This window comes from Cellulosimicrobium sp. Marseille-Q8652, assembly GCF_965112045.1.
In genome coordinates this window covers 1,888,143-1,914,858 of sequence record NZ_CBCOPS010000001.1, presented here as the reverse complement: position 1 = coordinate 1,914,858, position 26,716 = coordinate 1,888,143, and the positions used below count along the sequence as shown (strand labels likewise).

Annotated in this window: 21 protein-coding genes; 10 read left to right on the top strand and 11 right to left on the bottom strand. The window is 75.0% G+C overall.

Annotated elements, in window-relative coordinates; genetic code table 11:
• Window positions 1-3 precede the first annotated feature (3 nt).
• Together ACWPWV_RS08440 and solA are read right to left on the bottom strand one after the other, a co-directional pair.
• Window positions 4-1,371 carry an APC family permease gene (locus ACWPWV_RS08440; RefSeq protein WP_454042475.1) on the bottom strand — a complete coding sequence of 456 codons (1,368 nt, stop codon included), beginning with the start codon at window positions 1,369-1,371 and terminating at the stop codon, window positions 4-6.
• The gene (gene solA / locus ACWPWV_RS08435) at window positions 1,368-2,555 is read right to left on the bottom strand and encodes an N-methyl-L-tryptophan oxidase (RefSeq protein WP_454042474.1); all 1,188 of its coding nucleotides are present in this window, start codon (window positions 2,553-2,555) and stop codon (window positions 1,368-1,370) included. Before solA ends, ACWPWV_RS08440 begins: the two co-directional genes overlap by 4 nt.
• 113 nt (window positions 2,556-2,668) lie before the next feature.
• Here solA and ACWPWV_RS08430 point away from each other — a divergent pair, with 113 nt between their 5' ends.
• Window positions 2,669-2,887 (top strand): PspC domain-containing protein, encoded by a 219-nt coding sequence (locus tag ACWPWV_RS08430; protein ID WP_454042473.1) that lies wholly within the window; start codon window positions 2,669-2,671, stop codon window positions 2,885-2,887.
• 216 nt (window positions 2,888-3,103) lie between these two features.
• Here ACWPWV_RS08430 and ACWPWV_RS08425 read toward each other — a convergent pair whose 3' ends face one another.
• Complete coding sequence (locus tag ACWPWV_RS08425) at window positions 3,104-6,121, bottom strand: esterase-like activity of phytase family protein (RefSeq protein WP_454042472.1); 3,018 nt, start codon at window positions 6,119-6,121, stop codon at window positions 3,104-3,106.
• 391 nt (window positions 6,122-6,512) lie between these two features.
• Between ACWPWV_RS08425 and ACWPWV_RS08420 the strand changes: the two genes are divergently transcribed.
• Entirely contained in the window at window positions 6,513-8,780 is a 2,268-nt protein-coding gene (locus ACWPWV_RS08420; protein WP_454042471.1) for a hypothetical protein, read from the top strand.
• Window positions 8,781-8,943: 163 nt separating this feature from the next.
• A complete protein-coding gene (locus ACWPWV_RS08415) occupies window positions 8,944-9,750 on the top strand; it encodes an SDR family NAD(P)-dependent oxidoreductase (protein WP_454042470.1) in 807 nt (268 codons plus the stop codon).
• On the opposite strand, the gene ACWPWV_RS08410 is transcribed toward ACWPWV_RS08415, so the two are convergent.
• Window positions 9,741-10,433: a hypothetical protein gene (locus tag ACWPWV_RS08410; protein WP_454042469.1), complete on the bottom strand. Its 693-nt coding sequence runs from the start codon at window positions 10,431-10,433 to the stop codon at window positions 9,741-9,743. The two genes, ACWPWV_RS08415 and ACWPWV_RS08410, sit on opposite strands and share 10 nt — an antisense overlap.
• A 104-nt stretch (window positions 10,434-10,537) precedes the next feature.
• Between ACWPWV_RS08410 and ACWPWV_RS08405 the strand changes: the two genes are divergently transcribed.
• Entirely contained in the window at window positions 10,538-11,173 is a 636-nt protein-coding gene (locus ACWPWV_RS08405) for a maleylpyruvate isomerase N-terminal domain-containing protein (RefSeq protein WP_454042468.1), read from the top strand.
• 43 nt (window positions 11,174-11,216) lie between these two features.
• Here ACWPWV_RS08405 and ACWPWV_RS08400 read toward each other — a convergent pair whose 3' ends face one another.
• Entirely contained in the window at window positions 11,217-12,068 is an 852-nt protein-coding gene (locus tag ACWPWV_RS08400) for an ABC transporter permease (RefSeq protein WP_454042467.1), read from the bottom strand.
• A complete protein-coding gene (locus ACWPWV_RS08395) occupies window positions 12,065-13,156 on the bottom strand; it encodes an ATP-binding cassette domain-containing protein (protein ID WP_454042466.1) in 1,092 nt (363 codons plus the stop codon). Before ACWPWV_RS08395 ends, ACWPWV_RS08400 begins: the two co-directional genes overlap by 4 nt.
• Before the next feature lie 104 nt (window positions 13,157-13,260).
• Between ACWPWV_RS08395 and ACWPWV_RS08390 the strand changes: the two genes are divergently transcribed.
• On the top strand, window positions 13,261-14,118 hold the full coding sequence (locus ACWPWV_RS08390) for a TetR/AcrR family transcriptional regulator (protein ID WP_454042465.1): 858 nt from the start codon (window positions 13,261-13,263) through the stop codon (window positions 14,116-14,118).
• Window positions 14,119-14,133: 15 nt separating this feature from the next.
• On the opposite strand, the gene ACWPWV_RS08385 is transcribed toward ACWPWV_RS08390, so the two are convergent.
• Together ACWPWV_RS08385 and ACWPWV_RS08380 are read right to left on the bottom strand one after the other, a co-directional pair.
• On the bottom strand, window positions 14,134-15,849 hold the full coding sequence (locus tag ACWPWV_RS08385) for a tetratricopeptide repeat protein (RefSeq protein WP_454042464.1): 1,716 nt from the start codon (window positions 15,847-15,849) through the stop codon (window positions 14,134-14,136).
• A 7-nt stretch (window positions 15,850-15,856) separates the two neighbouring features.
• Window positions 15,857-17,356, bottom strand: a complete 1,500-nt coding sequence (locus ACWPWV_RS08380; protein ID WP_454042463.1) for an ATP-binding protein — start codon at window positions 17,354-17,356, stop codon at window positions 15,857-15,859.
• A gap of 151 nt (window positions 17,357-17,507) precedes the next feature.
• Between ACWPWV_RS08380 and ACWPWV_RS08375 the strand changes: the two genes are divergently transcribed.
• The 4 genes from ACWPWV_RS08375 (at window position 17,508) to ACWPWV_RS08360 (ending at window position 22,920) form a co-directional block, all read left to right on the top strand.
• Window positions 17,508-18,161, top strand: a complete 654-nt coding sequence (locus tag ACWPWV_RS08375; RefSeq protein WP_454042462.1) for a DNA-3-methyladenine glycosylase I — start codon at window positions 17,508-17,510, stop codon at window positions 18,159-18,161.
• 57 nt (window positions 18,162-18,218) lie between these two features.
• A complete protein-coding gene (locus ACWPWV_RS08370; protein ID WP_454042461.1) occupies window positions 18,219-19,670 on the top strand; it encodes an L-serine ammonia-lyase in 1,452 nt (483 codons plus the stop codon).
• A gap of 275 nt (window positions 19,671-19,945) precedes the next feature.
• Window positions 19,946-20,536: a shikimate kinase gene (locus tag ACWPWV_RS08365; RefSeq protein WP_454042460.1), complete on the top strand. Its 591-nt coding sequence runs from the start codon at window positions 19,946-19,948 to the stop codon at window positions 20,534-20,536.
• A gap of 176 nt (window positions 20,537-20,712) precedes the next feature.
• Window positions 20,713-22,920 carry a rhamnogalacturonan lyase family protein gene (locus ACWPWV_RS08360; protein ID WP_454042459.1) on the top strand — a complete coding sequence of 736 codons (2,208 nt, stop codon included), beginning with the start codon at window positions 20,713-20,715 and terminating at the stop codon, window positions 22,918-22,920.
• A gap of 78 nt (window positions 22,921-22,998) precedes the next feature.
• Here ACWPWV_RS08360 and ACWPWV_RS08355 read toward each other — a convergent pair whose 3' ends face one another.
• Both ACWPWV_RS08355 and ACWPWV_RS08350 read right to left on the bottom strand, forming a co-directional pair.
• Window positions 22,999-23,871, bottom strand: coding sequence for an RNA polymerase sigma-70 factor (locus ACWPWV_RS08355; RefSeq protein WP_454042458.1), 873 nt, complete (start codon window positions 23,869-23,871; stop codon window positions 22,999-23,001).
• A 4-nt stretch (window positions 23,872-23,875) separates the two neighbouring features.
• Window positions 23,876-24,460 (bottom strand): carboxymuconolactone decarboxylase family protein, encoded by a 585-nt coding sequence (locus ACWPWV_RS08350; RefSeq protein WP_454042457.1) that lies wholly within the window; start codon window positions 24,458-24,460, stop codon window positions 23,876-23,878.
• Between the two features lie 118 nt (window positions 24,461-24,578).
• On the opposite strand from ACWPWV_RS08350, the gene ACWPWV_RS08345 reads away from it, so the two are divergent.
• Entirely contained in the window at window positions 24,579-25,310 is a 732-nt protein-coding gene (locus ACWPWV_RS08345; RefSeq protein WP_454042838.1) for a class I SAM-dependent methyltransferase, read from the top strand.
• A gap of 16 nt (window positions 25,311-25,326) precedes the next feature.
• Here ACWPWV_RS08345 and ACWPWV_RS08340 read toward each other — a convergent pair whose 3' ends face one another.
• Window positions 25,327-26,688 (bottom strand): glycerophosphodiester phosphodiesterase family protein, encoded by a 1,362-nt coding sequence (locus ACWPWV_RS08340; RefSeq protein WP_454042456.1) that lies wholly within the window; start codon window positions 26,686-26,688, stop codon window positions 25,327-25,329.
• Window positions 26,689-26,716 lie beyond the last annotated feature (28 nt).

Genomic DNA, 26,716 nt, shown 5'->3' with positions numbered 1-26,716 from the left:
GTCTCAGACCGACGTGCCGCCCTCGGGCGACGGTCGCCGGTCGCGACCGACCCCGCCGGTCCACCGCATCACGAGGTACAGGACCACACCGACGGCCAGGAGGGCGCCGGCACGGAGCCACGTCACGCCGTCCTGCTGGGTGAGGAGCAGCACGCACGACGCGACGCCGAGCACCGGCACGACCGTCGCGACGCGGAAGTGCGGCTGGTCGACGTGGTCGCGCCGCAGCACGAGCACCGCGACGTTCGTCGAGGCGAAGACGAGCAGGAGCAGGAGGACGACCGTCTCGGCGAGCGCCGCGACGTCGCCCGTGAAGACGAGGCCCATGGCGACGAGCGTCGTGACGACGATCGCGACCCACGGCGTGCGACGGCCGGGCAGCACGCGCCCGAGCGCGGACGGCAGGATGCCCTGCTCCGCCATCCCGTACGCGAGGCGGCTCGCCATGATCATCGTGAGCAGCGCGCCGTTCGCGACGGCGATGAGCGCGACGAGCGAGAACACCCAGGCCGGGACGGAGCCCTCCGCGTCGACGACCTCGAGCAGCGGTCCCGACGAGCCCGAGAGCGTCTCCGGGGACACGACGGCGACCGCCGCGAGCCCGACCGCCACGTACACGACGCCCGCCGTGATGAGCGCCCCGAACAGGGCGCGCGGGTACGTGCGCCGGACGTCGCGCACCTCCTCGGCGAGGTTCGCAGACGTCTCGAAGCCCACGAACGAGTAGTACGCGAGGATCGCGCCCGCGAGGACGGCGAGCGCCGGCGTCGTGCCCTCGGCGAACTGCGTGACGCGCGCCGGCTCGCCGTCGCCCCGCCCGAGCACGACCGCCGCGAGGACGACGACCAGGACCAGCCCGGACAGCTCGATCGCGGTCATGGCGACGTTCGCGCGCAGCGACTCCTTGATGCCCCGCGCGTTGAGCGCCGCGACGGCCGCGAGGAAGAGGACGGCGACGAGCCGGTCGGGCGCGTCGACGAACGTCGCGAAGTAGTCGCCCGCGAAGGCCAGCGACAGGCCGGCCGCGCTCGTGACGCCCGCCGCGAGCATCGAGAACCCCACGAGGAACGACACGAGCGGGCTGCGGAACGCGCGGTCGGCGAACACCGCGGCGCCGCCCGCGCGCGGGTACTTGGTGACGAGCTCGGCGTACGACCCCGCGGTGAGCAGCGCGAGCCCGAGCGCGACGAGCAGCGGGAGCCAGACGGCCCCGCCGACCTCGCCGGCCATCTCGCCGACCAGCGCGTAGACGCCCGCCCCGAGGACGTCGCCGAGGATGAACAGGTACAGGAGGCGCCCGCCGACGGACCGGGACAGCCGCGTGTCCGGGTCCGTGCTCCGAGGGCTCCGGGAGGTGTCGGTGCTGCTCATCGGCCCAATGTGGCACCGACTCCGGTTGCTCGCGGCCCGAACCGGTCCGGCGAGAACGCGTCCAGGCGGACGACCGGCGCCTCGTCGAGCGCGAGCGCCGCCACGGCGTCCCCGACGGCGCTCGCGTGCTTGAAGCCGTGGCCCGAGCACGCGGCGGCGAGCACGACGCCCGGGTACGCGGCGGGCTCGCCGATCGAGAACGCCTCGTCGGGAGTGCGCGTGTACATGCACCCCTCGGCGGTGACGGCCGCCGGGTCGAGGCCGGGGAGGCGGCGCGCGACCCACGCCGCGACCTCGCGCCACTCCTCCGGTGCCGCCGTGAGCGGGTTCGACGAGGGGTCGTCGACGAGCGGCACGGGCGCGTCGTGCAGCCCGACCTTGACGCCGCGCCCCTCGAACGCGGGCGCTCCCCACGCGAGGCGCCCGTCCGCCTCGTGCACGAACACGGGGAACCGGTCCGGACCGTGCGCGGCCCCCTGCCCGGGGCGCGGCGCGAACCACGTGAGCAGCACGCGCCGCACCTCGTGCGGGACCGTGAGCGCGGGCAGCAGCCGGTCGGTCCACGCGCCCGCGGCGACCACGAGGCGCCGCACGCGCCACGACCGGCTCCCCTCGGGCCCGTCGGCGTGCACGACGACGCCCCCGCCCACCGGCTCGACCGCCACCACGCGCTCGTGGCTGCGCACCCGGGCGCCCAGCCGTCGGGCTTCCTCGACCGCTGCGAGGACCGCCGCCTCCGGACGCAGCACGCCGGTGCCGGGGTCCAGGAGGCCGACGACGTCGTCGTCGAGGGCGTGCTGCGGGAAGCGGGCACGGACCTGCGCGGTGTCGAGGAGCTCGTGCGGCAGGTCGTGCGCCCGGACGACGTCGAGCGTGGCGGTGAGCATCGCGCCGTCGGGCCGGCCGACGAAGAGCCCGCCCGTGAGCGTGAGGAGGTCGCGGCCCGACGCGCGCTCGAGCTCGCGCCACAGGTCGTGCGCGTGCCGCACCAGGTCGACGTACCGGGCACCCTCGACGAGCGCGGTGCGGAACAGGCGCGAGTGCCCGTGCGACGACCCGTGCGGGTGACCGGGCTCGTGCTGCTCGAACCCGACCACGCTCGCGCCGCGGGCCGCCGCGCGCCACAGCGCCGCGCTGCCCGCCGCCCCGAGACCGACCACTCCCACCTGCGCGTCCCACGTCATGCCCACCAGTCTCGCCTCCCGGCGCGGCTCGGGGTCCCGACGCACGAGAACCAGGGTCGGGTCGGGGGTTCTCCGGATGTCGCCCGGGCACGAGCGGTCGTAGCGTCGAGGGCATGAGCAACTCAGCAGCCTCCCCCGCCGGCAGCTCCGCCACGCTGTCCCGCCCGCGTCACGGCCGCATGATCGCCGGCGTGTGCGCCGGGATCGCGCGCCGCTTCGGCTGGAGCACGACGGTCGTGCGCGTCGTCACGGTCGTGTCGCTCCTGCTGCCCGGGCCGCAGGTCCTGGCCTACCTCGTCCTGTGGCTCCTCATGCCGAACGACCGGGACTGACGGTCTTCGGGTCCGTCCGGTCCTTGAGGTCCGTCCGCCCTGGAGGGACGGCCTCGGTGCTCGGGCTGCCGCGCCGTCACCACGGTCGTCCGGCTGTCCGTGGCCGCGCGCGGCTCTGACGCCCTTCGCCTCCGAGGCCGCCCCTCCAGGGCTCGTGGTCCGGTCGCCCACCCGGCGATGAGCCGGTCCTTCGGGCTCGCCGGTCGGGTGGCCTGCCTACCCGGGGATGCCGCGCATCCGGCGGCGGGCGACGACGATGGCGACGCCGCCCGCGACGAGGACGATCGCGAGACCGATGAAGGTGCCCACGTGCACGCCGGTGGTGGCGAGCCCGCCCGGTGACGCGGCGTCGTCGTCGCCGGAGCCGCCTGCGGGGCCGTCGGCGAGGACCTCGAGCTCCGTCCACAGGACGCGCCCGTCGACCTGGCCGACGACCGCGAAGCGGTGCGTGCCCGCCGCGACGTCGGCCGGGACCGTCACCGTCGCGGTGAGCGTGCCGTCGGCGTCCGCGCGGAACAGGCCCAGCTCGGCCGGCGTCGAGAACAGCGTCGCCGAGACCCACTCCCCCGGCACGAAGCCCTCGGCGGTGGCCGTGACCTCCTGCCCCGGGCGGACGCGGGTCGGCGAGAGCGTCACGCCGCCCTCGTTCGCGTCCGTGAGGTCGTCGGCGCCGACCGTGTGCCGGACGGGCGCCGGCGGCTCCTCACCGGCACCCGGCGTCTCGCCGCCCGGCTCCCCCGGCTCGCCCGGCTCGCCCGGGTCGGTCGGGTCGGTCGGGTCGAGGTGGCCCTCGAACACGTCGGCCGCGGCGCCCAGGCCGAGGAGCACGGTCTCGCCCGTGGCGTCGTCGAGGCCGTCGTTGTCGGTGACCGCGTAGACGGTGCCGTCACCGGCGACCGTCAAGCCCTCGAGCTTCTCCTGCGTCCAGCCGTTCGTGGCCCGCAGGTCGGGCAGCACGTCGTGCGCGAGGTCCTTGGTGAGCGCGACCGGCACCGACGACGCGGCGCCCACCGCCGTCTCGGGGACGTCCACCGCGTAGACGCGCTTCACCGCGGCCGCCGGCCCGTTGAGCTTGTCGCGCTCGACCACGGCGAGCGTGTCGTCGTCGACGACCACGACCTCGCTGAGGCCCATCCAGTCGCCCGACGTCGTGGTCTGCTCGAGCGGGTAGGCGAACCAGTCCCACGTGCCGGTGACGACGTCGTACCGGCCCAGTCGTGCGGTCCCGGCGGTCCCGCCCTCGTCGGTCGTCAGGCCGCGCTGGAGCGCCACCCACACCTGCTCGGTCTCGCCCGAGCCCTGGACCGCGACACCCTCGAGGCCCTGCTTGCCGAGGCCGGCGGCGACGTCGTCGGGCAGCGCGACGGTCTCGACGAGAGCGCCGTCCGCGTCCACGCGGACGACCGCGTTCTCCGGACCCGACGCCCCCTCGACGGCGAGCCAGAACCCACCGTCGGGACGCGCGGCGAGGCCCTCGACGTCCAGGCCGACGGGCTCGCCGTCGGCGGTGAGCGTCACCGACCGGTCGACGACCGCCGGCGAGCCGTCCCCGTAGGCGCTGACGTCGAGCGACAGGAGCTGGGTCATCGCGTACGCGGCGTCGGTCGCCGTCCACAGGCGCTGGGGATCGGTCAGGTCCGCGGTGAGGGCACCGAGCGCGCCCCACCCGATCGGCGAGCCCGCGGCGTCGCCCTCGGTCGCGTCTGCGGAGACGACGCTCGGGAACTGCGGCGACCCGGCGGCGTCGGCGTACCGCTCGCCGAGACCGAACACCGTGACGGCCGAGCGCACACCGGCGTCGGCGTCGTCGGTCTCGCTCGAGACCACGAGCAGGTCGCGCTCCGGCACGACGAGCAGGCCCTCGGGGCCGTTGGTCGTCGCGAGCACCTGGACGAAGCGGGGCGCGGTGGGGTCGTCGACGTCGTAGACCGCGACGAGGTTCGACCTCTCCGACCCGACGAAGGCGTAGCGGGTCCCGCCGAGCGTCGCGACCGTCAGGCCCTCGGGCTCGGTGCCCTTGTTCTCCGTGCGGCTCTCGTCGTGCAGGCCGACGCGCGCCGCGAGGTGCTCCATCTCGGCACCCGCCTCCCAGACGACCTGGCCTGACGTGGTGTCGAACACGGTCCAGCCGCGCGAGCCGCCCTTCCAGTCGCCCTCGTCCGCGGTCGCGACGTGCGTGTCGTCGAGCCAGCCGATCGCGTCGGGCTCGCGCGGGACGTCGGTGATCGAGCCGGTCAGGTCGATGACGTCGTCCTCGACCGTGTCGACGCCCTCGACCGACGCGGTTCCCGCCGAGAACGCGCCCTCGAGCTCGCCCGTGGCGACGTCGACGAGCACGACACCGTTGTTCTCCTGGAGCGTCACCGCGACGGTCGTCCCCGCAGGGTTCACCGCGACGTACTCGGGCTCGGGGTCCTGCGGCGTGTCGAGACCGGCCTCGACGAGCAGCGGCAGGGCCGAGCCGTCCTCGGCGACGAGCGGCACGGGCCGCGTCGACCAGCCCGCCGGGTCGTCGCCCGGCAGGTCGAGGACCTGGAGGAAGCCGGCGGGAAGCTGCGGGAGGTCGCCCTCCTCCGCCCCCTCCGGGGTCGCCTCCTCGTCGCGCTGGTTCTCCATCGCGACGACCGCGTGCCGTCCGTCCGGGGTGACGACGACCGAGTCCGGCTGCCCGCCGAGCTCGAACGACCTCACCCTCTCGCGCGTCTCGAGGTCCACGACGTCGAGTCGACCGCTCGCGTCGACGAAGCTCTGCGAGGTGTCCACCACGACGAGCACGTAGCCGCCCACGACCGCCACGGAGGTCGGCTCGTCGTGCTCGGAGCCGAGCTCGGCGAGGCTCAGCGTGCCCAGGCCCTTCGGCGCGCTCGGGTCGGAGATGTCGAGGAACCCGATGCGCCGCGCGGCCGCGTCGGTGTGGACGACGGTCCTCCCGTCCTCGCTCACCGCCGAGATCTCCGCGACCGTCACGTCCTCGACGGCGGCCCCGCTCGGGCGGTTCTGGAAGACCGGGTACGTCGCGAGGCGGTGGAACGTCTCGCCGGCGGCGGGGTGCGCGAAGGCGGACGTGACCGCGGGGGCGAGGGGCGTCTGGTGCAGCCCCTGCGTCCCCGCGCCCGACGGCGCGGCGGCCAGGGCGGGGACCGCGCCCAGCCCCAGGGTGAGCGCGGCGCCGGTGGCGACGAGCGCGGCGAGGCGCGAGCGGCGGGTGCCGGTGCGCGCGGTGGTCGGTGGCATGGGTCTCCTTCGGCGGGTCGTGCGGGCCGAGCAGAGCGTGGTGGTGCCGCGTGGCTCGCGGGCGTCGTGCGCGGTACCTGCGGGTGACGTCGCGGTGAACAGTCCACCGCGCCGTCCACCGCCCGTGGACGATGTCGTTGCCGGGGGCGACGTCGTGACCGGGCAAGTACTGGATACTCCGAGGCCGTGACCGAATCGTGACGAGATGTCCGGGGACATTTACCTGCTACTCGCTGTCCCCGGAGCCGGGAGCGTTGCTAGCGTCGATCGAGAATTACTTGATACCCGGCGTCCCGCCAAAGGGGGCGGACGTCCGGCGGCCCACCTCCTCGGGCCTCCCTCCCCGCTCCTGACCGCCCGGCGACGACGCCGGGCGCGAGGAAGGACGACCATGCCGACCACCCTGCACGCCGCCACCCGACCGTCCCGCGCCCACACCGTCCTCACGTCCGCCGCCCTCGTCGTGCTGGCGCTCCTCGTCGCCGGTCTCGTCGCGTACCTCCTGATCTTCAACGGCAAGGTCGCCGACGGCGCGACCCGGCTCGACGACGGCGCCTCCCGCCTCGACGGCGGCGCCGCCGAGCTCGCGGCCGGGACGGCCACCGCCCGGGCCGGAGCCGTCCGGCTCGCGTCCGGGGCGGGTGACCTCGAGGACGGCGCGGCCGAGCTCACCGCCGGGGCGCAGAAGGCGTCCGCCGGCGCCGACGAGCTCGCCGCCGGCGGGGTCACCGCGCTCGACGGCGCGACCGAGCTCGCCGCCGGCGCCGACGAGCTGAACGCCGGCGCCTCGCGCCTGGCCACCGGCGCCGGAGACGCCGCCGCCGGGGCGTCCCGGCTCGCCGCGGGGACCGCCGACCTCGACGCCGGAGCGCGCGAGCTCCGCGCGGGCACCGTCCGAGCCGCCGACGGTGCAGCGCAGATCGCCGACGGAGCGGGCGTGCTGAGCGACGGCGCCGCCGAGCTCTACGTCGGCAACGCCACCGCCGCGTACGGAGCGGGACAGCTCGCCGACGGAACGTCCGCGCTCGCTGCCGGCGCCGTGACCGTCGCCGACGGGTCGTTCATCGTCTCGACGGGGCTCGCGACCCTCGCGGACGGGTCGTCGACCTTGTCGGCCGGTGCGACGCGAGCAGCCGGCGGGGCGGGCGCCGTCGCCACAGGAGCGAAGCAGCTGGTGGAAGGGACGTCGTCGCTGCGTACGGGAGCCTCGACGGCCGCCGCGGGGAGCAAGACGCTCGCGGCCGGTGCGGACGGCGTCGCTCGAGGTGCCGCGGACCTCGCCGCCGGAGCGCGATCGCTCGAGAGCGGCACCGTCACCCTCGCCGCCGGCGCGGACGGTGTCGCGACCGGCGCCCGGACCGCGCACGGAGGTGCGCTCGCGCTCGCGGACGGCCTGGCGGCCGCGAGAGACGGCGCGGTCGCGCTCGCCGACGGGTCGCAGTCCGTCGCCCAGGGTGCCGGCCAGGTGCACGAGGGCGCGAGCGCGCTCGCCACCCAGCTCGCCCAGCTCGCCGCCGCGACCGACGACGCGACGCTACGGGCCCAGCTCGAGTCGCTGGCCGCCGGCGCGGGATCCGTGCGAGACGGAGCGGCAGCCGTCGACACAGGAGCCGACCGTCTCGTCGCAGGGTCGACGACGCTCCGTGACGGGCTCGCCGGGGAGCAGGGCGCCGTCGAGCGGGCGAACCAGCTCGCCACGGGGCTCGGCACCCTCAGCGCCGGCGCGAGCGACGTCGCGACGGGGGCACGGTCGGCCCGTGCGGGTGCCGACGTCGTCGCGGGCGGTGCCGAGGCGGTCCAGCAGGGTTCCGCGCAGGTCGCCCAGGGCGCGCAGGAGCTCGCCGTCGGTACCGAGCAGCTCGCCGGTGGCGCAGCGGCCGTCGCCGGAGGCGCCGTGGGCCTGCAGGCGGGCAGCGCGGAGGTCGCCACAGGAACCACCGCCCTCGCGACCGCGGCGTCCCAGGTCGCCGGGGGATCTCGCGAGCTCGCGGACGGCGCCGTGAAGGTGTCCGCCGGCGCCCGCACGGTGGCCGACGGCAACGAGTCCGCGGCCGTGGCGTCGTCCCGGCTCGCCCAGGGAACGGCGCACCTCGCCGACGGCGCCTACCAGGTCGCGGGCGGCAACGCGTTCCTCGCGACCAAGACGTGGGAGCTCGCCACGGGGACGCAGGACCTCGTGGGAGGGGCGACCCGCCTCACGGCCGGCACGCTGCGCGCCGCGGAGGGTGCCGGCGACCTCCGCGACGGCGCGGCGCGGCTCCTGACGGGCTCCGGCGACCTGTTCGCCGGGACGACGCGTCTCGAGGACGGGACGCTGCGCCTCCAGAGCGGCCTGACCACGCTGTCGACCGGCGCGACGACGCTCGCCGCGGGCAACGCGGCGCTCGCGACGGGGTCGCTCACGCTCCACGAGGGCACGTCGACGCTCGCGGACGGCGCGTCGGAGCTGAGTGACGGCAGCGCGAAGATCGCTGACGGCGCCGAGACGCTCTCCGACGGCACGGGCACGCTCCAGGCCGGGACCACCGAGCTCAAGACGGAGGTCGAGAGCTCTCCCGCCGGGAAGCTCTCGGTCGGCGCGTCGGCGCTGCTCGGAGGGAGCGTCCTCGCCGGTGTCGCCGGGATCGGGCTCGGCCTGCGGCGTCGCCTCCAGGCCTGACGCTCGTCCGCGCGGTCACGATCTCGAGGGCGGCTTCACGTCGACGGTGCCGCCCTCGCGGGGCGGTGGTCCCGGTGCATCAGGGCACCGGGGCCACCGCCCCTTCCCTTGCGCCGACGTGTCCTGGGTGACGGCTCCCCGCGGAACGGGCAGAGTGGACGCCGTGGCCCCCTTCGACCGGTTCGAGGACCGCCTCGCCGTCGTGACGGGCGGTGCGTCCGGGATCGGTCGCGACCTGGTGCTGGAGCTCGTCCGGCGTGGGATGCACGTCGCGGTGTGCGACGTCGACGGCGACCGGCTGGCGGCGACGGTGCGTCGGGCATGCGCGCTCGGCCCGGCGGTCCGCGTCACAGGCCACGCGGTGGACGTCGCCGACGCGGACGCGGTCGACCGCTTCCGCGACGACGTCGCTCAGGAGCACGCGACGGACGCGGTCCACCTCGTGGTCAACAACGCCGGGGTCGTGGGCGGGACGTCGTTCGTCACCGGACCGCGCGAGGAGTGGGAGCGGACGTTCGACGTCAGCTGGCTCGGGACCTACCGCTGCACCCGGGCGTTCCTGCCCCTGCTGCTGGCGGCCGACCAGGGCGTCATCGTCAACATGTCGTCGGTGAGCGGGCTGTGGGCGAGCCTCGGCCCGCGCGCGCCGCACAGCGCCTACTCGACGGCGAAGTTCGCCGTCCGGGGCTTCACCGAGTCCCTGCTCGTCGACTTCCGGGCGAACGCGCCGCACCTGTCCGCCGTGCTCGTCCTGCCCGGTCACGTGCGCACCCGGATGCCGTCTCCCCCGCGGACGTGGCGACGAGCGCTCGGCTCGCTCTTCGCGGACTACCAGCCCGTGTCGAGCGCGGAGGCCGCGGTGGCGATCGTCGAGGCGGTGCGGCGCGGCGACTGGCGGGTCGTGATCGGCGCGGACGCGACGGCCGTGGACGAGCGCGTCCGGTCGGACCCGTGGACGGCCTACGACTGACCGCGGGCCCCGACGGTCGACCCCCGCCGGGCGGCCGCGTACACGGGCGCACGCAGAGCGTCCTCCCAGGGGTACGTCCCCAGTCGGCGAGGTGCGTTCCGTGTGGGGTCGAACCGGACGCCGGGATCGCCACCGTCGCGCGGCGCCCCGGGCACCGGGCCGTGCAGCTCGAGCGCGCCGAACCGTCGCCAGGGCCCGAGCGGGGAGGCCTCGAGCACCTCGAGCACGGGTACACCCCGCGCCCGCGTGGCGCCCGGGTCCGGGCGCAGGCCGAGCACGACGGGTCCGTGCGGCGAGCGCAGCGGCATGAGCGTGGAGAAGTCGCCGTGCATGAGCCGGCGTCGCGGCGCGAGGACGTAGCGCGTGACGCGTCCGGAGCCCGCGGACGAGAACAGGACGTCCTGGGGAGCACCGTCGTCGGTCCACCGCACGGCGAGGCCCACGACGTCCGGGAGGCCGCGCGGCAGCCCCACCGCGAGGGACACGCGCATGAGGGCGTCCGTCCGCCCCTGGGGCAGGGCGACCGCTCCGGCCTCGTCCTCCGCGACGACGAGGGTCGCGCGCAGCAGCACGCCCCGCGGGTGGAGCGGCCGCCGTCGCAGCGCGCGGGCCGCCACGCCGGTCACCGCCGCGAGCGCCGTCCCGACCGGTCGGACGACGCGCTCCTGGATCGTTCCTGTCACCCCGCCACCGTGGCATCGCACCGGTCCACCCGCACGGTCGGCGCCCTGGCCCGGCAGGGTGGGCCGGCGCGGGGACGGCTCCCGGCGGCCGCTAGCCTGGCGCCGTGGACCGCAGCCTCTTCCTCGCCACCGCGCGCAGCGCCCTCGAGCTCGCCGCCCGCCCGGAGGTCGCCGCCGCCTGGTCGGCCGAGAGCGCGTGCGAGGGGATGACCGTCGGCGGCCTCACGCACCACCTGCTCAAGCAGCTCGCGAACACGCGCCTCGTCCTGGAGGCGCCTCCGCAGGCGGCGGCCGACGTCGTGGGCGCGCACGAGCACTACGCGCGCTCGGCGTGGGTCGGTGCGGACCTCGACGCGCCGGCGAACGTGGGCGTCCGCGAGGCGAGCGACGCCGCAGCCGAGGACGGTCCCGAGGCGGTGCTCGCCTGGGGTCGCGAGGCCTGCGACGCGGTCGCGACCCTCGTCGACCGGCCCCGCACGCCCGACCTCGTCGATCCTCCGTGGACCGCCTGGGCGATGCCCACCGACGACTTCCTCACGACACGCCTCGTGGAGCTCACCGTCCACAGCGACGACCTCGCGGCGAGCGTGGGCGTCCCGACCCCGCAGCTCCCCGAGCCCGTGGTCGACGCCGTGCTCGACGTCCTGACGACGGTCGCGGTCCGGCGTCACGGGCAGACGGCGGTCCTGCGCGCCCTGAGCCGGCCCCAGCGGGCGCCGGCGAACGTCTCCGCGTTCTGACCCGGCGCCCGCCGGCTCCCGCTGCCCGCGTCGGGGCGGTGCGCTACTGCCGCCGCCTCCGCGCGAACGCCCATGCCGCGCCGCCGAGGAACACCACGACGAGAGCCGCGCACCAGGCGAGGGCGAGCACCGCCGTCGGGCCCAGGTCGGTGACCGGCTGCCCGTCGGTGCCGAGGCCCACGAGCAGCCCGCGGATCGTCTCGATGACGGGCGTGACCGGCTGGTGCTCGGCGAAGCCGCGCAGCCACTCCGGCATGGTCTCGGGCGGCACGAACGCGCTCGACACGTAGGGCAGGAACAGCATGAAGAAGCCGAACCCGCCCGCGGCCGCGGGAGAGCGCACGAGCACGCCGACGAAGGTCGCGACGCACGTGATCGCGACGACGAAGGCCACGATCGTCGCGACGGCCCCGAGCCACTCGAGCGCCGACGCGTCGGCACGGAACCCGATGAGGTACGCGACGCCCAGGACGACGGCCGTCGTCACGAGGTTCTTCACGACGCTCGCGACGACGTGCCCGACGAGCACCGTGGCGCTCGCGATCGGCATCGAGCGGAAACGGTCCATGATGCCGCCGGACATGTCCTGCTCGATGGTGATCGCCGTGTTCGAGGCGCCGTACCCGGCGCACAGCAGGATGATCCCGGGCGTCGCGTAGGTGACGTAGTCGACGCCGACGGCGATCGCGCCGCCGAACACGTAGACGAACAGCACCATGATCATCACGGGCAGCACGAGCGCGAGCAGCAGCTCGTCCGGTTCGCGGCGCACGAGCCGCAACGACCGCCCGATCATCGCTGACGTGTCCGCCAGCACGTGGCGCCCGGGCCGTGGCGCGGCGTCGCTCCGCGGCAGCACGGCGCCCGACGGCGCGGGGAGGGTCTGGGCGCTCATGCTGCGGCCTCCTCGTGGTTCTCCGGCGTGGTGGCACGGTCGTGCGTCCGGGCCGCGTGACCGGTCAGGGTGAGGAACACGTCGTCGAGCGTCGGCTCCCGCACCTCCCACCGCTCCGGCTCGACCCCGGTCGCCGCGACGGCGGCGAGCACGTCCCGCACGTGCCGGACCGACCCGTCGGTCGGCACCCGCAGCGTCGCGACGCCCGCTGCGCCAGGACGAGCGGGCGTGGGGGCGGAGGATGCGAAGGGCGTCGAGGCCGCGCTCGCGGACGGACGCCCGGACACGCCGGGCGACGGCGCGGCCAGCCCGAGCACCTCCGGCCCCAGGCCCGCGGACCGCGCCGCGGCCGCATCCTCCGGCGTCGCGAACGTCAGCTCGACGGCGGCCTCGCCCACGCGGCGCTTGAGCTCGGACGGTGCGCCCTCGGCCACCACGCGCCCGTCGTCGACCAGCGCGACGCGATCGGCGAGCTGGTCGGCCTCCTCGAGGTACTGCGTCGTGAGGAACAGGCTCGTGCCGTCGGCGACGACCTGCCGCACCACCTCCCACATGGTCTGGCGGCTGCGCGGGTCGAGACCGGTCGTGGGCTCGTCGAGGAACATGACGCGGGGGCGGACGAGCAGCCCGGCAGCGAGGTCGAGGCGGCGGCGCAGGCCGCCGGAGTAGGTGCCGACGCGGCGGTCGGCGGCGTCGGTGAGGTCGAACGCGTCGAGCAGGTCGGCCACGCGTCCGCGGAGGGCACGACGCGGCAGGTGCGCGAGGCGACCCATCATCGCGAGGTTCTCCCGGCCGGTCTGCTTCTCGTCGACGGCCGCGTTCTGCCCGGTGAGGCTGATGATCTCGCGCACGCGCGCGGCGTCGCGCACGACGTCGTGGCCGGCGACGGTCGCCGTGCCGCCGTCGGGCAGCAGGAGCGTCGAGAGGATGCGGACCGTCGTGGTCTTGCCCGCGCCGTTGGGGCCGAGGAGCGCGACGACCTCGCCCTCGGCGAGCGTGACGTCGACCCCGTCGAGCACGGGGACGGGCCTGCGGGGACTGCCGAAGGTCTTGCGCAGGCCGACGGCCTGGACGAGCGGCGGGGACATGGCGGCTCCCTGTGCGTAGGTCAGAAACTGTTTATGGGCGAATCAGTTATGTGTACGGTAGACACAGTTTCGCGCCGGGTCAACGTCCGGGAGAGGATGGCCGCATGGACGACGCGCCGGACGAGGCGAAACCGACCCCCGAGCCCGTGGTCTCCCCCACGTTGCAGCGGCTCTGGGGCCGCGGGGACGCCCGACGTCGCGGGCCGAAGCCGGCGCTCAGCATCGAGCAGGTCGCGCGAGCCGCGGTCGCGATCGCCGACGCGGAAGGGCTCGACGCCGTGTCGATGGCACGCGTCGCCGAGTCGCTCGGCTACTCGTCGATGGCGCTCTACCGGTACGTCACCGGCAAGGACGAGCTGCTGTCCCTCATGGCCGACGCCGCAGCCGCCGACCTCCCGCTCCCCGCCGACCACGGCAGCGACTGGCGCGCAGGGCTGGAGTCGTGGACGCGCGCGCAGATCGACGGCATCCTCGCGCGCCCCTGGTTCCTCGAGCTGCCGCTGACGACGGTCCGCCTCGGACCGCACCGCGTGCAGTGGCTCGACCACGCGTTCCGGGTCCTGCGGGACGTCCCGCTCACGGCGGACGAGAAGCTCCAGATCGTCGGCCTGCTCGCGCAGCACGTGCTCGGCGAGGGTCGCGTGGCGGTCGAGACCCAGCGCGCGGCGGCCGTCGCGGTCCGGCTCGAGCAGGGCCTGCCGGCGAGCACCCCCGAGTCCGAGCTCGACCCCGACGCCCTCGAGCGCGCGAACCCGTACTACGACTTCGAGACGGTGCTGCGCCACCTCGCGACCCCTGACGCGTACCCGCACCTCCTCGCCGCGCTGGCCGGGGACGAGCCGGCGCCGGACGGGCCGCGCCACGAGGACGAGTGGGAGGACGGGTTCGACGTCGGGCTGCAGATCGTCCTCGACGGCATCGAGAGGTTCGTCGAGCAGCGGACCGCGCTGCGCCGGCGCTGACCCCTGCCGGGAGCGTCAGGGCGTCGGGCCGCCCGGGACCTCGACGTCGAGGGGCGGCACGCTGGGCAGGTCGAAGTCGGGGATCTCGACGTCGGGCACGTCGAACGTCGGCACCTCCATGTCCTCCATGCGCTCCTGCATCTCGTCCAGGCGCTCCTCCCGCTCGCGCTGGAGGCACCCGATGCGGGTCACCGGCCGGCCGGTGCACGACGACGTCGAGCCGTCGGAGGGGTCGCGGACCACCTGGACGTAGCGGCCGTCGGCGTCGTGCTCGTTCGGGACGACCGGGACCGCGACGAGCGCCACCACCCCGGCGAGGGCGACGATCGCCGTCGTGAGGGCCAGCACGGCACCGCCGACGACGGCCCGCACGGTCCTCGCGACACCGGTCCGCGGCCCGTCCGGTCCCGCGGCCCGCACGCGGGCCAGGAGCGACCGCGCGAACCACAGCGCCAGGAGGCCGGGCAGCGTCCACGCGACCGCGGCGAGCGCCGCGACGCCGCGACCGTCCTCGCGCGCGAGACCGCCGGCGCCGATGGCCAGGACGACGACCGCGGGGATCCCGACGACGACCAGGCGGCGGATCGTCTCCGCCCGCAGTCCCGACCGCAGCGCGGTCAGCCGCGCCGCGCCGGCGCGTCCCGGCGGGTAGTAGCCGAGGTCCCGGGCCTGGGCCAGCATCGCGCGGTGCAGCATCACCGACGTGGCGCCGCTGAGGAGGAGCACGCCCGCGAGGCCGACGAGGGACCAGCGCACGGCCACGGCGTCGCGCACGCCGTACAGCAGGACGAGCGCCGCCACGACGCCCACCCACCCGACCACGAGCGCCACGGTGGTCCCCCGCCGCCACGGCGTCCAGCGCAGGGTCCGGCGCAGGAGACCGGGCGGCACCTGCACGAGCACCGGCACGGCGCGCAGCGCGGTGACGAGGACCCCGACCAGGACGACGACCCCCCAGATCGCGGTGCTCCCGACCAGGGCGTCGCTCATCGTGAAGGTCACGACGAGAGCCACCGCGCCGACGAGCAGGACCGGCGCCTCGACGAGGCGCAGGACCTGCTGCCACACGCTGAGGTGCAGCACGTAGCCGGCCTCGGCGTGCTCGGGGTTCTGCGCGAGGACGGCGCCGAAGCCCTTCGCGCTGCGCCCCGCGTCGGTCGAGAGCGCGGCGTCGAGATAGAGCAGGTCCACGTGCTGCGGTGCGACGGCGAGCCCGCGCCGCACCAGCGTGCGCGCCGTGTCGTCGTCGCCGAGCCGCGACCACAGGCGTGCAGCCTGGAGCAGCCGGTCGGGGTCCTCGGGAGCGAGCTCGAGCGCCGAGGAGATGCGTTCGCGCGCGAGCGCGCGGTCTGCCCGCCGCACCTTCCCGACGAGGTGCACGTCGGCGATCTGCAGGTGGTAGCGGGCGTCGTCGGGGTCGAGCTCGAGCGCACGACCGGCGCTGTCGCGCGCCGCCGCGACGTCGCCCGTGTTCTGCTGCGCGATCGACAGCAGGTAGAGGGCGCCGTGCGCCGCGGGCTGTCCCGCGACGACCTGCTCCAGGAGCGGGACCGCCTCCGCCGAGCGCTGCAGGCGCAGCCGGACCCAGCCGGCGGTGACGAGGAGGCGCGGGTCGTCGGGCGTCGCGGCGAGCGCCGCGTCGACCTCGTCGAGGGCCCGCTCGGGCCGACCCATCTGGACGAGCATCTCCACCCGCGAGACGACGGTCCCCGGGTCGGTCGTGGTGCTCACCGACGGCTCAGAGCATGCGCCGCGCACGCAGGTACGCGGCGAGGTCGTCGTAGCGGCCGTCGTTGTTCGCGAACGTCACGACGTTGCGAGCCGACTGGAGCCACGCCGTCGTCGAGGGCCGCAGCTCCTGGAGCGCGGCCCGCACGTCGGTCATCGTGATCGGCCGGACCTCGCCGGACGCGATCGAGTCCATCATCGCCTTCTCCGCCGCGGTCGCGCACAGGTGCTCGAGGTCGGCGCCGGAGTACCCGTCGGTCTGCGCCGCGATCGCGCGCAGGTCGATACCCGCGACCGGCCGTCCCGCGAGGTGGTGGCGCAGGATCGCCTCGCGCGCCGGCTCGTCGGGCGGCAGGACGAGCACGACGCGGTCGAAGCGGCCGGGCCGCAGCAGCGCGGTGTCGACGTCCCACGGGTGGTTCGTCGCGCCGAGCACGAAGAGGCCGTCGTTGTCGGAGCCGATGCCGTCCATCTCCTGCAGGAGCTGGTTGACGATGGTCCGCATCCCCGACGACCCCGAGTACTGGGCGCGCTTGCCACCGATCGCGTCGACCTCGTCGAGGAACAGCACCACGGGCGCGAGACGCCGTGCCTTCTGGAAGATCTCGTGCAGGCTCTTCTCCGACTCTCCCTGCCACCGGTTGAGGATGTCCGCGAGCGTCACCGTGAGGAACCGCGCGCCGAGCTCGCCCGCGACCGCGCGCGCCATGAACGTCTTGCCCGTCCCGGGCGGGCCGTAGAGCAGCAGGCCGCCGCGCAGGGACTTGCCGAACGCACGCGCGATGGCCTGGTTCCGCATCGGCTCGAGGAACGCCTCGCGGATGCGCTTCTTCACCGGCTCGAGGCCGCCGACGTCCGCGAGCGTGATCGTCTCGCGCGACACCTCGACGAGGGACGGGTCGTCGGTCGCCTCGGCGTCGTCCCGCGCGGGCACGAGGTCCGGCGGCGCCGGGACCGCCGCGGGCGGTGCGGTCGGTGCGTCGTCGCCCGACGGCGGCGCACCGGCGGGCGACCTCGGCGGCGTCCCCTCGACGAACGGCGGGGGGACGTCCAGGCCCATCTCCTTCTCGAGGAGGCGCCAGTCGATGCCCGACGCCGCGGCGTCACCCTGCATCCCGGCGACCCCGCCGGCGGGCCGGCGCGGCACCGTGAGGTCGTCCGGGACGCCCGTGACGAGCGGGCCCGGGCCGGGAGCGGTCCCGGTCGGCGCGTCGCTCGCGGGCGCGTCGGTCGTGGGCGCGTCGGTCGTGGGCGCCTCGGTCCTCGGGGTCGCCGGGGGGACGGGCGCCGGCGGCACCTGTCCGGCACCGACGGCGGCCGCGGAGCGCTGGAGGACGTCGACCGCCTCGGTGCTCGTCGGGTCGAGGCGCAGGGCTGCGCTCGCGTGCTCGATGGCCTCCACCGGACGTCGCGCCGCGAGGAGCAGGGAGGCGTAGTGCAGGCGGAGCGGTGCGCTGCCGGGCGAGGCCTGGACGGCGGCGGCGAGCGCGGAGAGCGCGGCGTCGGACATACGAGCTCCTCGGGACGGGGCGGACGGCCCTAGTGTGCCCTGCCCGGGCGACACCGCTCCTCACCGTTCACAGTCCTGCGGTCCGTCGGTCCCCTCCACAGGTCCGCGTCGTCGGCTGCACGATGTCGGCGCCGGGCGGCACAGTGGAGCCATGACGACCGACGCTCCCGGCACCGAGACCCCCGAGCGGCCCGCGACTCCCCTCGCGGTTCCCGACGACACCCCCACGGCACCTCCCGCCGGGACCCGGTGCTTCGGCGACGGGGACGCGCTGTACGAGGACTACCACGACACCGAGTGGGGCGTCCCGGTGCGCGGGGAGGCCGCGCTGCTCGAGCGCATCGCGCTCGAGGGGTTCCAGTCGGGCCTGTCGTGGCTGACCGTGCTCCGCAAGCGACCCACGTTCCGCGCGGCGTTCGCAGGGTTCGAGCCCGAGGCCGTGGCCGCGTTCGGCGAGGACGACGTGACACGCCTGCTCGGCGACGCCGGCATCATCCGCAACCGGCAGAAGATCGAGGCCACGATCTCCAACGCGCGCGCCGTCCTCTCGCTGCACGAGCAGGGCCGCACGCTCGAGGAGCTCTTCTGGTCGTTCGCCCCGGAGGCCCGGGCGGAGGCCGCCCGCCCGCGCACGTGGGCGGACGTCCCGTCCTTCTCGCCCGAGTCCGTCGCCCTGGCGAAGGCGTTCAAGAAGCTCGGTTTCCGCTTCATCGGGCCGACGACGGCGTATGCCGCGATGCAGGCCTGCGGCCTCGTCGACGACCATCTCGCGACGTGCCCCGTCGTGCTGGGGCGCTCCGCCTGACCGGCCCGGCCACCCTCGACTCGTCCGCATCCTGAGACACGGTGCGACGATGGGGTCATGAGCTCCTACGTGTCGGTGCTGGACCTGTTCTCGATCGGCGTGGGTCCGTCGAGCTCCCACACCGTCGGCCCGATGCGCGCGGCCCACGCCTTCGCGCGGTCGCTCGCCGCGAGCGGTGCGCTCGACGACGTCGCGGGCGTGCGCGTGGTGCTGTGCGGGTCGCTCGGCGCGACGGGCGTGGGGCACGGGACGCCGGACGCCGTCGTCGCGGGCCTGACGGGGCTCGACCCGGAGACGTGCGACCCGGACCGGGTGCCGGGTGGGTGGGAGAAGCTCGGCGACGGCGCACGGGTCTCGCTCCTGGGACGCCACGGCGTGACGGTGCGCCAGGACGACGTGCGGCTCGCCCCGCTGACGCGCATGCCCGGGCACCCGAACGGCATGCGCTTCACGGCGCTGTCCGCCGCGGGCGACGTCCTCGCCGAGGAGGCGTACTACTCGGTCGGGGGCGGGTTCGTCCTCACGGCGGCCGACCTCGTCGCGGCGTCGGCGAACGAGGCGGCCCAGGTCGGCGCGGAGCTCGCGGGCGAGGCGGTCGACCGGGCGACGGAGCCGGCCGACGTACCGTGCCCCTTCGCGAACGCCGCCGAGCTGCTGGCGACGTGCGCCGCGCAGAGGACGTCGATCGCCGCCGTGGCGTGGGAGAACGAGACGTCGCTGCGCCCGGCCGGGGAGGTCGGGGCCGGTGTCGACCGCATCTGGGACGCGATGAGCGCGTGCGTGGACGCGGGTCTGGACCGCCAGGGCGTGCTGCCGGGCCGGCTGGCGGTGCGGCGCCGCGCACGGGCCCAGCGCGAACGGCTCGAGCGTCTCGCGTCGGAGCAGTCGGGCGCGGTCGACCACTCGATCGAGTGGCTGCAGGCGTACGCGATGGCGGTGAACGAGGAGAACGCGGACGGGCGCCGCGTCGTGACCGCGCCGACGAACGGGGCTGCCGGGATCATCCCCGCCGTCGGCCGCCACTTCCTGCGCACCCACCCGGAGGTCGCCGCGGACGACGAGCGGCGACGTCGGGCGATGCGGACCTACCTGCTGACCGCGGCGGCGATCGGCGCGCTCTACAAGCGCAACGCGTCCATCTCGGGAGCGGAGGCCGGTTGCCAGGGCGAGGTCGGGTCGGCCTGCTCGATGGCCGCGGGAGCGCTGTGCGCCGTGCTGGGCGGCACGCCGGCCCAGGTCGAGAACGCCGCCGAGATCGCGATGGAGCACAACCTCGGCCTGACGTGCGACCCCGTCGGCGGGCTCGTGCAGGTGCCGTGCATCGAGCGCAACGCCATCGCCGCCTGCACGGCGGTGTCCGCGGCACGGCTCGCGCTCCAGGGCGACGGCTCGCACGTCGTCTCGCTCGACACCGTCATCGAGACGATGCGTCAGACCGGCGTGGACATGTCGACGAAGTACAAGGAGACGTCGACGGGTGGCCTCGCGGTCAACGTCATCGAGTGCTGAGCCGGAGCGCAGCGGAGCAAGCGCAGGCTCCAGCACGACCGGCAGCCCGAGTGCTGAGCCGGAGCGCAGCGGAGCAAGCGCAGGCTCCAGCACGACCAGCAGCCCGAGTGCTGAGCCGGAGCGCGGCGGAGCAAGCGCAGGCTCCAGCACGACCAGCAGCCCGAGTGCTGAGCGCAGGCTCCGGCACGACCAGCAGCCCGCGTGCTGAGCCGGAGCGCAGCGGAGCAGGCGCACGCGCGTCTCGGGTCCGACTCCGTCGTGAGAGCATCGCGGGCGTGCTCGCCGTCCCCCGCCTCGTCCTCGTCGGGCCGCCCGCCGCGGGGAAGTCGACGCTCGGCGAGCTGGTCGCCGCACGGGTCGGCGCACCGTTCGTCGATCTCGACGCCGTCGGCGACCGCTACTACGGCGAGGTCGGGTGGAGCGTCGAGCGCCTCGTCGAGCGCGTCGCGGTCGTCGGTCGCGTCGCGGCGGAGCGCGAGTGGGAGCCGGCGCGCGCGCACGCGGTCCGGCGCGTGGTGGCCGAGAGTCCGGGTGCCGTCGTCGCGCTCGGTGCCGGGCACACCGCGTACTCCACCGACGAGCACCTCGGCACGGTCCGCGCCGCCCTGGCCGACGTCCCGGACGTCGTGCTCCTCCTGCCGGCCGCCGATCGCGACACGGCGCTGACGGAGCTGCGGCGCCGGTCGATCGCGAGCAAGGGCACGGACTGGGTCCGGGACGGCCACGACCTCCTCGCCGGCTGGTTCGACGACCCGGGCACACGGGGGCTCGCGACCGCGACGCTGGTCACCGGCAACGAGGGCCCTGCGACTGCGGTCACCCGGCTCGTGGCACTCCTCGACGGAAGGACCGGCGGGCGACGCTGACCGCGCGGTCGGCAGCACCAGGCACAGGCGCACCCCGACAGGGCCGGGCGGGTAAGCGGATTCCGTTTAAACGTTTCAGACGTCGCTACGCCGGACCGTCTCGTCCTAGCGTCGCGACCGGCTCGCTCGAGCCCGGCCGACACCGGTGTCGGCCGCCGCACCGCTGGAGGCACGCCATGACCCATCCCCGGAGAACCGTCCCCCTGCTGATGGCGGCCGTGCTGGCCACCGGAGTCGGCGTGACGGTCGCGCAACCTGCGAGCGCCGCGGCCGGCTGCCGCGTCGACTACACGGTCACCCACCAGTGGGGCGGTGGTTTCGGCGCCGACGTCACGATCACCAACCTCGGTGACACCGTCGACGGCTGGACCCTCACCTGGTCGTTCGACGCCGGGCAGACGGTCACTCAGGCCTGGAACGCGGCAGCGACGCAGGGTGGCGCCCAGGTGAGCGCGAGGAACGTCTCCCACAACGCGGGCATCGCGACCGGCGCGAGCACGTCGTTCGGGTTCAACGGCACCTGGGCAGGCAGCAACCCTGTCCCGACGGCCTTCGTCCTGAACGGCACACGCTGCACCGGTAGCCCCGTGGACCCCACCACGCCTCCCGTCGACCCGACGCCGCCGGACCCCGTGGACCCGACGCCCCCGGTCACGGCGCCTGCGGGGTCGTGGCAGGCCGAGGACCTGGATCGCGGCCTCATCAGCGTGCGGTCGGGCAGCGACAACCTGGTGCAGTGGCGGCTGCTGGGCACCGAGGCGGCGAGCACCGGGTTCACCGTCTACCGCGACGGCACGAGGGTGGCCGGGCCGATCACGGGCTCCACGAACTACCTGGACCCCGGGGCGCCCGCAGGCGCCCGGTACACGGTCCGCGCCGTGGTCAACGGTTCCGAGCAGGCGGCGTCGCCTACCTCGCTGACGTTCGGCAACGGCTACCTCGACGTGCCCATCCAGAGGCCCAGCGCCCAGCACGTGGCCAACGACGGCAGCGTCGGGGACCTGGACGGGGACGGCCGGCTCGAGATCGTCCTGAAGTGGGACCCGACGGACGCGAAGGACAACTCCCAGTCGGGCGTCACGGGCAACGTGTTCGTCGACGCCTACCAGCTCGACGGCACCCGCATGTGGCGCATCGACCTGGGCCGCAACATCCGCGCCGGCGCGCACTACACCCAGTTCCAGGTCTACGACTACGACGGCGACGGCAAGGCCGAGGTCGCAATGAAGACCGCCGACGGCACCCGCTCGGGCACCGGTCAGGTCATCGGCGACGCGAACGCCGACCACCGCAACTCCGGCGGCTACGTCCTGTCCGGACCCGAGTACCTCACCGTGTTCACCGGGCAGACCGGCGCGATCGGCGCGACCACCGACTACGTGCCCGCCCGCGGCACCGTCTCGAGCTGGGGTGACGGCTACGGCAACCGGGTGGACCGCTTCCTGGCCGGCACCGCCTACCTGGACGGCTCACGGCCCTCGATCATCATGGCCCGCGGCTACTACACGCGCGCGGTCGTGGTGGCCTGGGACTACCGCGACGGTCGGCTGACCCGCCGCTGGACCTTCGACTCCAACGTCTCGGGCAACAGCACCTATGCCGGACAGGGCAACCACTCCCTGTCCGTGGCCGACGTCGACCAGGACGGCCGCCAGGAGATCCTGTACGGCTCGGCCGCGATCGACGACGACGGTCGCGGCCTGTGGAACACCCGGAACGGCCACGGTGACGCCGGGCACGTCGGCGACCTGATCCCGAGCCGGCCCGGGCTGGAGTACTACAAGGTCGACGAGGACGGCAGCAAGCCCGCCTCGTGGATGGCCGACGCCCGCACGGGCCAGGTCCTGTGGAGCACGCCCCCGGCCGGGGACAACGGGCGCGGTGTCTCCGCGGACGTCTGGCCCGGCAGCCCCGGCGCGGAGTCCTGGTCGTCGGCCGACTCCCAGATGCGCAACACCTCCGGCCAGACCATCGGCCGCAAGCCCGGCTCGGCCAACTTCCTCGCCTACTGGGACGGCGACACCTCGCGCGAACTCCTCGACGGCACCCAGATCTCCAAGTACGGCACCGGCGGCGACACCCGCCTGCTGACCGGGTCCGGGGTGCGGTCCAACAACGGCACCAAGTCCACCCCGGTCCTGTCCGGCGACCTGCTCGGCGACTGGCGCGAGGAGGTCGTCTGGGCCAAGACCGACGACACCGGGCTGCGCATCCACGCCACCCCGACCGTCACCAGCACCCGCGTGTGGACCCTGCTGCACGACCAGACCTACCGGGTCGCGATCGCGTGGCAGAACACGGCGTACAACCAGCCGCCCCACACCGGCTTCTTCCTGGGCACACCGTTCACGCTCCCCGCCCAGCCCAGGATCTACACCCGCTGAGGCCCCGAGGCGGAAGGGCCGTCGCCGGTTCGGCGGCGGTCCTTCCGGCGGCGCCGGAGACGTACGACGAGCACGGCCCTACCGCGCGAGGGTGGCCTCGTCGTCGAGCCACGCCAGCTTGTCGGGGTTCGCGACGCCGAACAGGCGGGTGATGCGACCACCCTCGACGACGACGCCCACGGCGCTCGCGAGCCGGCCGTCCAGCTCGATCCGGAGGCCGGCCGCGCCGTTGATCCACGCCAGGCTCGCCGCGACGGTCCCCCCGGCCTTCCCGAGCCCTCCCAGCAGGTACCGGGCGAGCCGGTCCGCACCGACGACGGGACGGCGCGCGGCCGAGACGACGCCACCGCCGTCGGACACGAGGACGACGTCCGGGGACAGCACGTCGAGCAGGCCCTGGACGTCTCCCGTGGAGAGAGCGGCGAGGAACCGCTCGACGACCTGCCGCTGCTCGTCCCGGTCGACGGCGACCCGCGGACGCCGCGCCGCGACGTGGTCGCGGGCGCGGTGCGCGATCTGCCGCACGGCGGCCGGCGAGCGGTCGACGGCTTCGGCGATCTCGTCGTAGGGCACGTCGAACACCTCGCGCAGCACGAAGACGGCGCGCTCGGCCGGGCGGAGCGTCTCGAGCACGGTGAGCATCGCGAACGAGACGCTCTCGGCCAGCTCGACATCGTCGGCCACGTCGGGGCTGGTCAGCAGCGGCTCGGGCAACCACTCGCCCACGTAGTCCTCACGGCGGCGCGAGACGGTCCGCATCCGGTTGAGCGCCTGCCGCGTGACGACCCGGACCAGGTAGGCCCGCGGGTCGCGCACCTCGTCCCGGTCCACGTCGGCCCACCGCAGCCAGGCGTCCTGCACGACGTCCTCCGCGTCGGCGGCGGAGCCGAGCATCTCGTACGCGACCGTGAACAGCAGGCGTCGGTGCGTGACGAACGGGTCCTCGCCCATGCGGTCAGCCTGCCACGGCGGCCGGGCGGGCGAGCGGCGGCAGCCCGCACGACGCCGCGAGCTCCTGCGAGCGGATGCCGAGCGCCACGTTCGTCCGGGCCGTGGCGTTCATGAAGCCGACCTTGGCGGCCAGCTCCACGAGGGCCGCCGCCCCGAGGTCGGCGAGGAGCGCGTCGGACAGCGCGTCGGACACGGCGGGCGGCGTCTGGCACATCGCCTCGGCGTACTCCATGACCCGACGCTCGGTGGGCGTGAAGACGTCCGACTCGCGCCACCGCGGGACCTCGCGCGCCCTCGCCTCGTCGAGGCCCTTGTCGTGCGCGAGGAAGTACTGCAGGTCGAGGCAGAACCCGCAGCCGACCGTCGCTGCCGTCGCCATGTGCGCGAACGTCGCGAGGTTCGGGTCGAGCCGGTCCCACTTCTCGGCCCTGCGCCCCAGCGTCATCAGGTCCTTGAACACGGCGGGGTTGTTCCACATCACCCCGAGCGAGTCCGGGACCTGTCCGAGCATCCGACGGCTCATCGTCTTGACCAGGGCCCCGTAGACGCCGGTGATCTCGGCGGCGGGCACCCGTGCTTCGCTGACCATGTCTCCTCCAGAGGTGTCTCGTGGTGTCGACATGGAGACACCGGCCGGGCGGCGGCTGTGACAGCCCGGTTCGAGATCCGGCGCGAGGCCCTCGCCGTAGGGTGTGGCGGTGTCGAGCATGCACTTCGAGGGGATGGCCGCCGAGTACGCGTCCGCACGCCCGCCCTATCCGGCGGTCGTCTTCGACGCGTTGGAGGCGGCCGGCGCGATCGGTCGTGGGTTGCGGGTCCTCGAGGTGGGCGCAGGCTCGGGCCTCGCCACCGCGGAGCTCGTGCGCCGCGGGACGGACGTCGTCGCTCTCGAGCCGGGCGGACGCCTGGCCGCGCTCGCGCGGGCCACCGCCCCGGGAGCAGAAGTGCGCGTGGCCCGGCTCGAGGACGCGGAACTGCCCGACGACGCGTTCGACGCCGTCGTCGCGGCGACGGCGATGCACTGGGTGGACCTCGCCGTCGGGCTTCCTGCGATGCACGCGACGCTGAGACCGCGCGGGTGGCTCGCCGTCTGGCGGAACGTGTTCGGCGACGACGTCGCCACGCCGTTCCGGAGCCGCGTCGACGAGATCGTGGCCCGGCGCGAGCGGCCCGACGACGCGCCGGCCCGCGAGCTGCGGCCGACCGTGGTCGAGCTGTCGGCAGGCGGGCTGTTCGAGCACGTCCGATCCGACCGCTGGCACTGGTCGATCGACCTCGACCGCGACCGGGTGCACCGGCTCTTCCGCACGTTCAGCGACTGGAGCGCCGACGAGGCGGAGCAGGCCGCGCACGCGGTCGACGAGCTGGGTGGCACGGTGACGGAGCACTACCAGACGGTCCTGCACCTCCTGCGGAGCGCAGGGGACCCGACCGCCTGAGCCGGGGGCGACGCGATCAGCCGCAGACCACGCCCGCGTACGGCACGGTCCGCACCTCGTGGTGCCCGACGCCGTCCCACAGGTACCCGGCGACGGTCGCCGTCCCCGCGGGCACGCTCGTCGCGCGCGAGCTCACGAGCACGTAGGCGCCCGCACCCGGCCGCACCGCGCTGCGCTTCGCGTCGCCGTAGGGCGTCGTCAGGCGGACGTCGACGGGGGCCTGCTCGCCGTTGACCGCGTGGACGGCGACGTGGGCGCGGCCGTTCAGGCACTGCGCCCGCGCAGCGAGGTTCACGAGCCGCGGGTCGCCCTCCCACGCGTAGCCGTCCGGGAGGTCGTAGCCGCGGTCGGCGAGGACGTCGCGCAGCACGTCGGGGTGGTCGGTGATGATCCCGTCCACCCCGAGGTCGACGAGGTGCTCGAGCGTGGGGCGGTCGTCGACGGTCCACGGAACCACGCGGATCCCGGCGGCGTGCGCGTCGTCGACGAGCTCCTGCGTGGTGAACGGCACGTAACCGGGGTCGTCGATCGACCCGTTCTGCGGGTCGCCGTGCACCGGCGAGAGCGCGTCGGCACCGAACGAGTCGACCGCGGCGACGAGGTCGCCGTCGAAGTCGTCGATGTCGAGGCCGCCGAGCCACGGCGACGCACCCGGCATCCCCACCTGGAGGAACTGCTGCCCGTTGGTCAGCGCGACGATCGGCAGCTCCGGCATCACCTCGCGCACGCGCACGAGGGAACCCCAGTCGAAGCTCTGGATCGTCACCTGGTCGGCCATGCCCCACGCGCGGACGAGCCCGGTCACGACCTGGACGAACTGCTCGCGCGGCGCCGTCTCGTGGGGCGCCCCGGCCTCGACCTTGGTCTCGACGTTGAGCACGACGTCGTCGGCGTCGTGGTCGCGCACGAGCTGGAACACCTCGGTGAGCAGCATCATGCGCGCGCCCGGCGAGGGCTTCTGCTCCGGGAACTGCGGCTTCGTCACGGAGCCGCAGTCGAGCGTGCGCAGCTGGGCCAGCGTCAGGTCCTTGACGTACCGCCCGACGTAGGGGAACTCGGGGTCGCCCGGCGTGGCGGGGCGCGTGTCCCGGCAGACGGCGGCGTTCGTGCGCCGGTCGTGGGTCACGACGGCCTGCCCGTCCTCGGTGATCTGCACGTCGAGCTCGAGGGTCGTGACGCCCATCCGCAGCGCCTCGGAGAACGACGCGACCGAGCTCTCGACGTTCAGGCCGACGCCACCGCGGTGCGCCTGGACGTCGAACGCCGGCAGGTCCGAGCCGGGCGGCGGGACCGCGGGCGCGGCGACGGCGGCAGCCCCGGTGCCGCAGGCGAGCACCGCCGCGAGGGCGGCGGCGAGGAGCGGTGTACGACGGCTCACGGTTGGTCCCCTTCTCCTTCGACGGGCA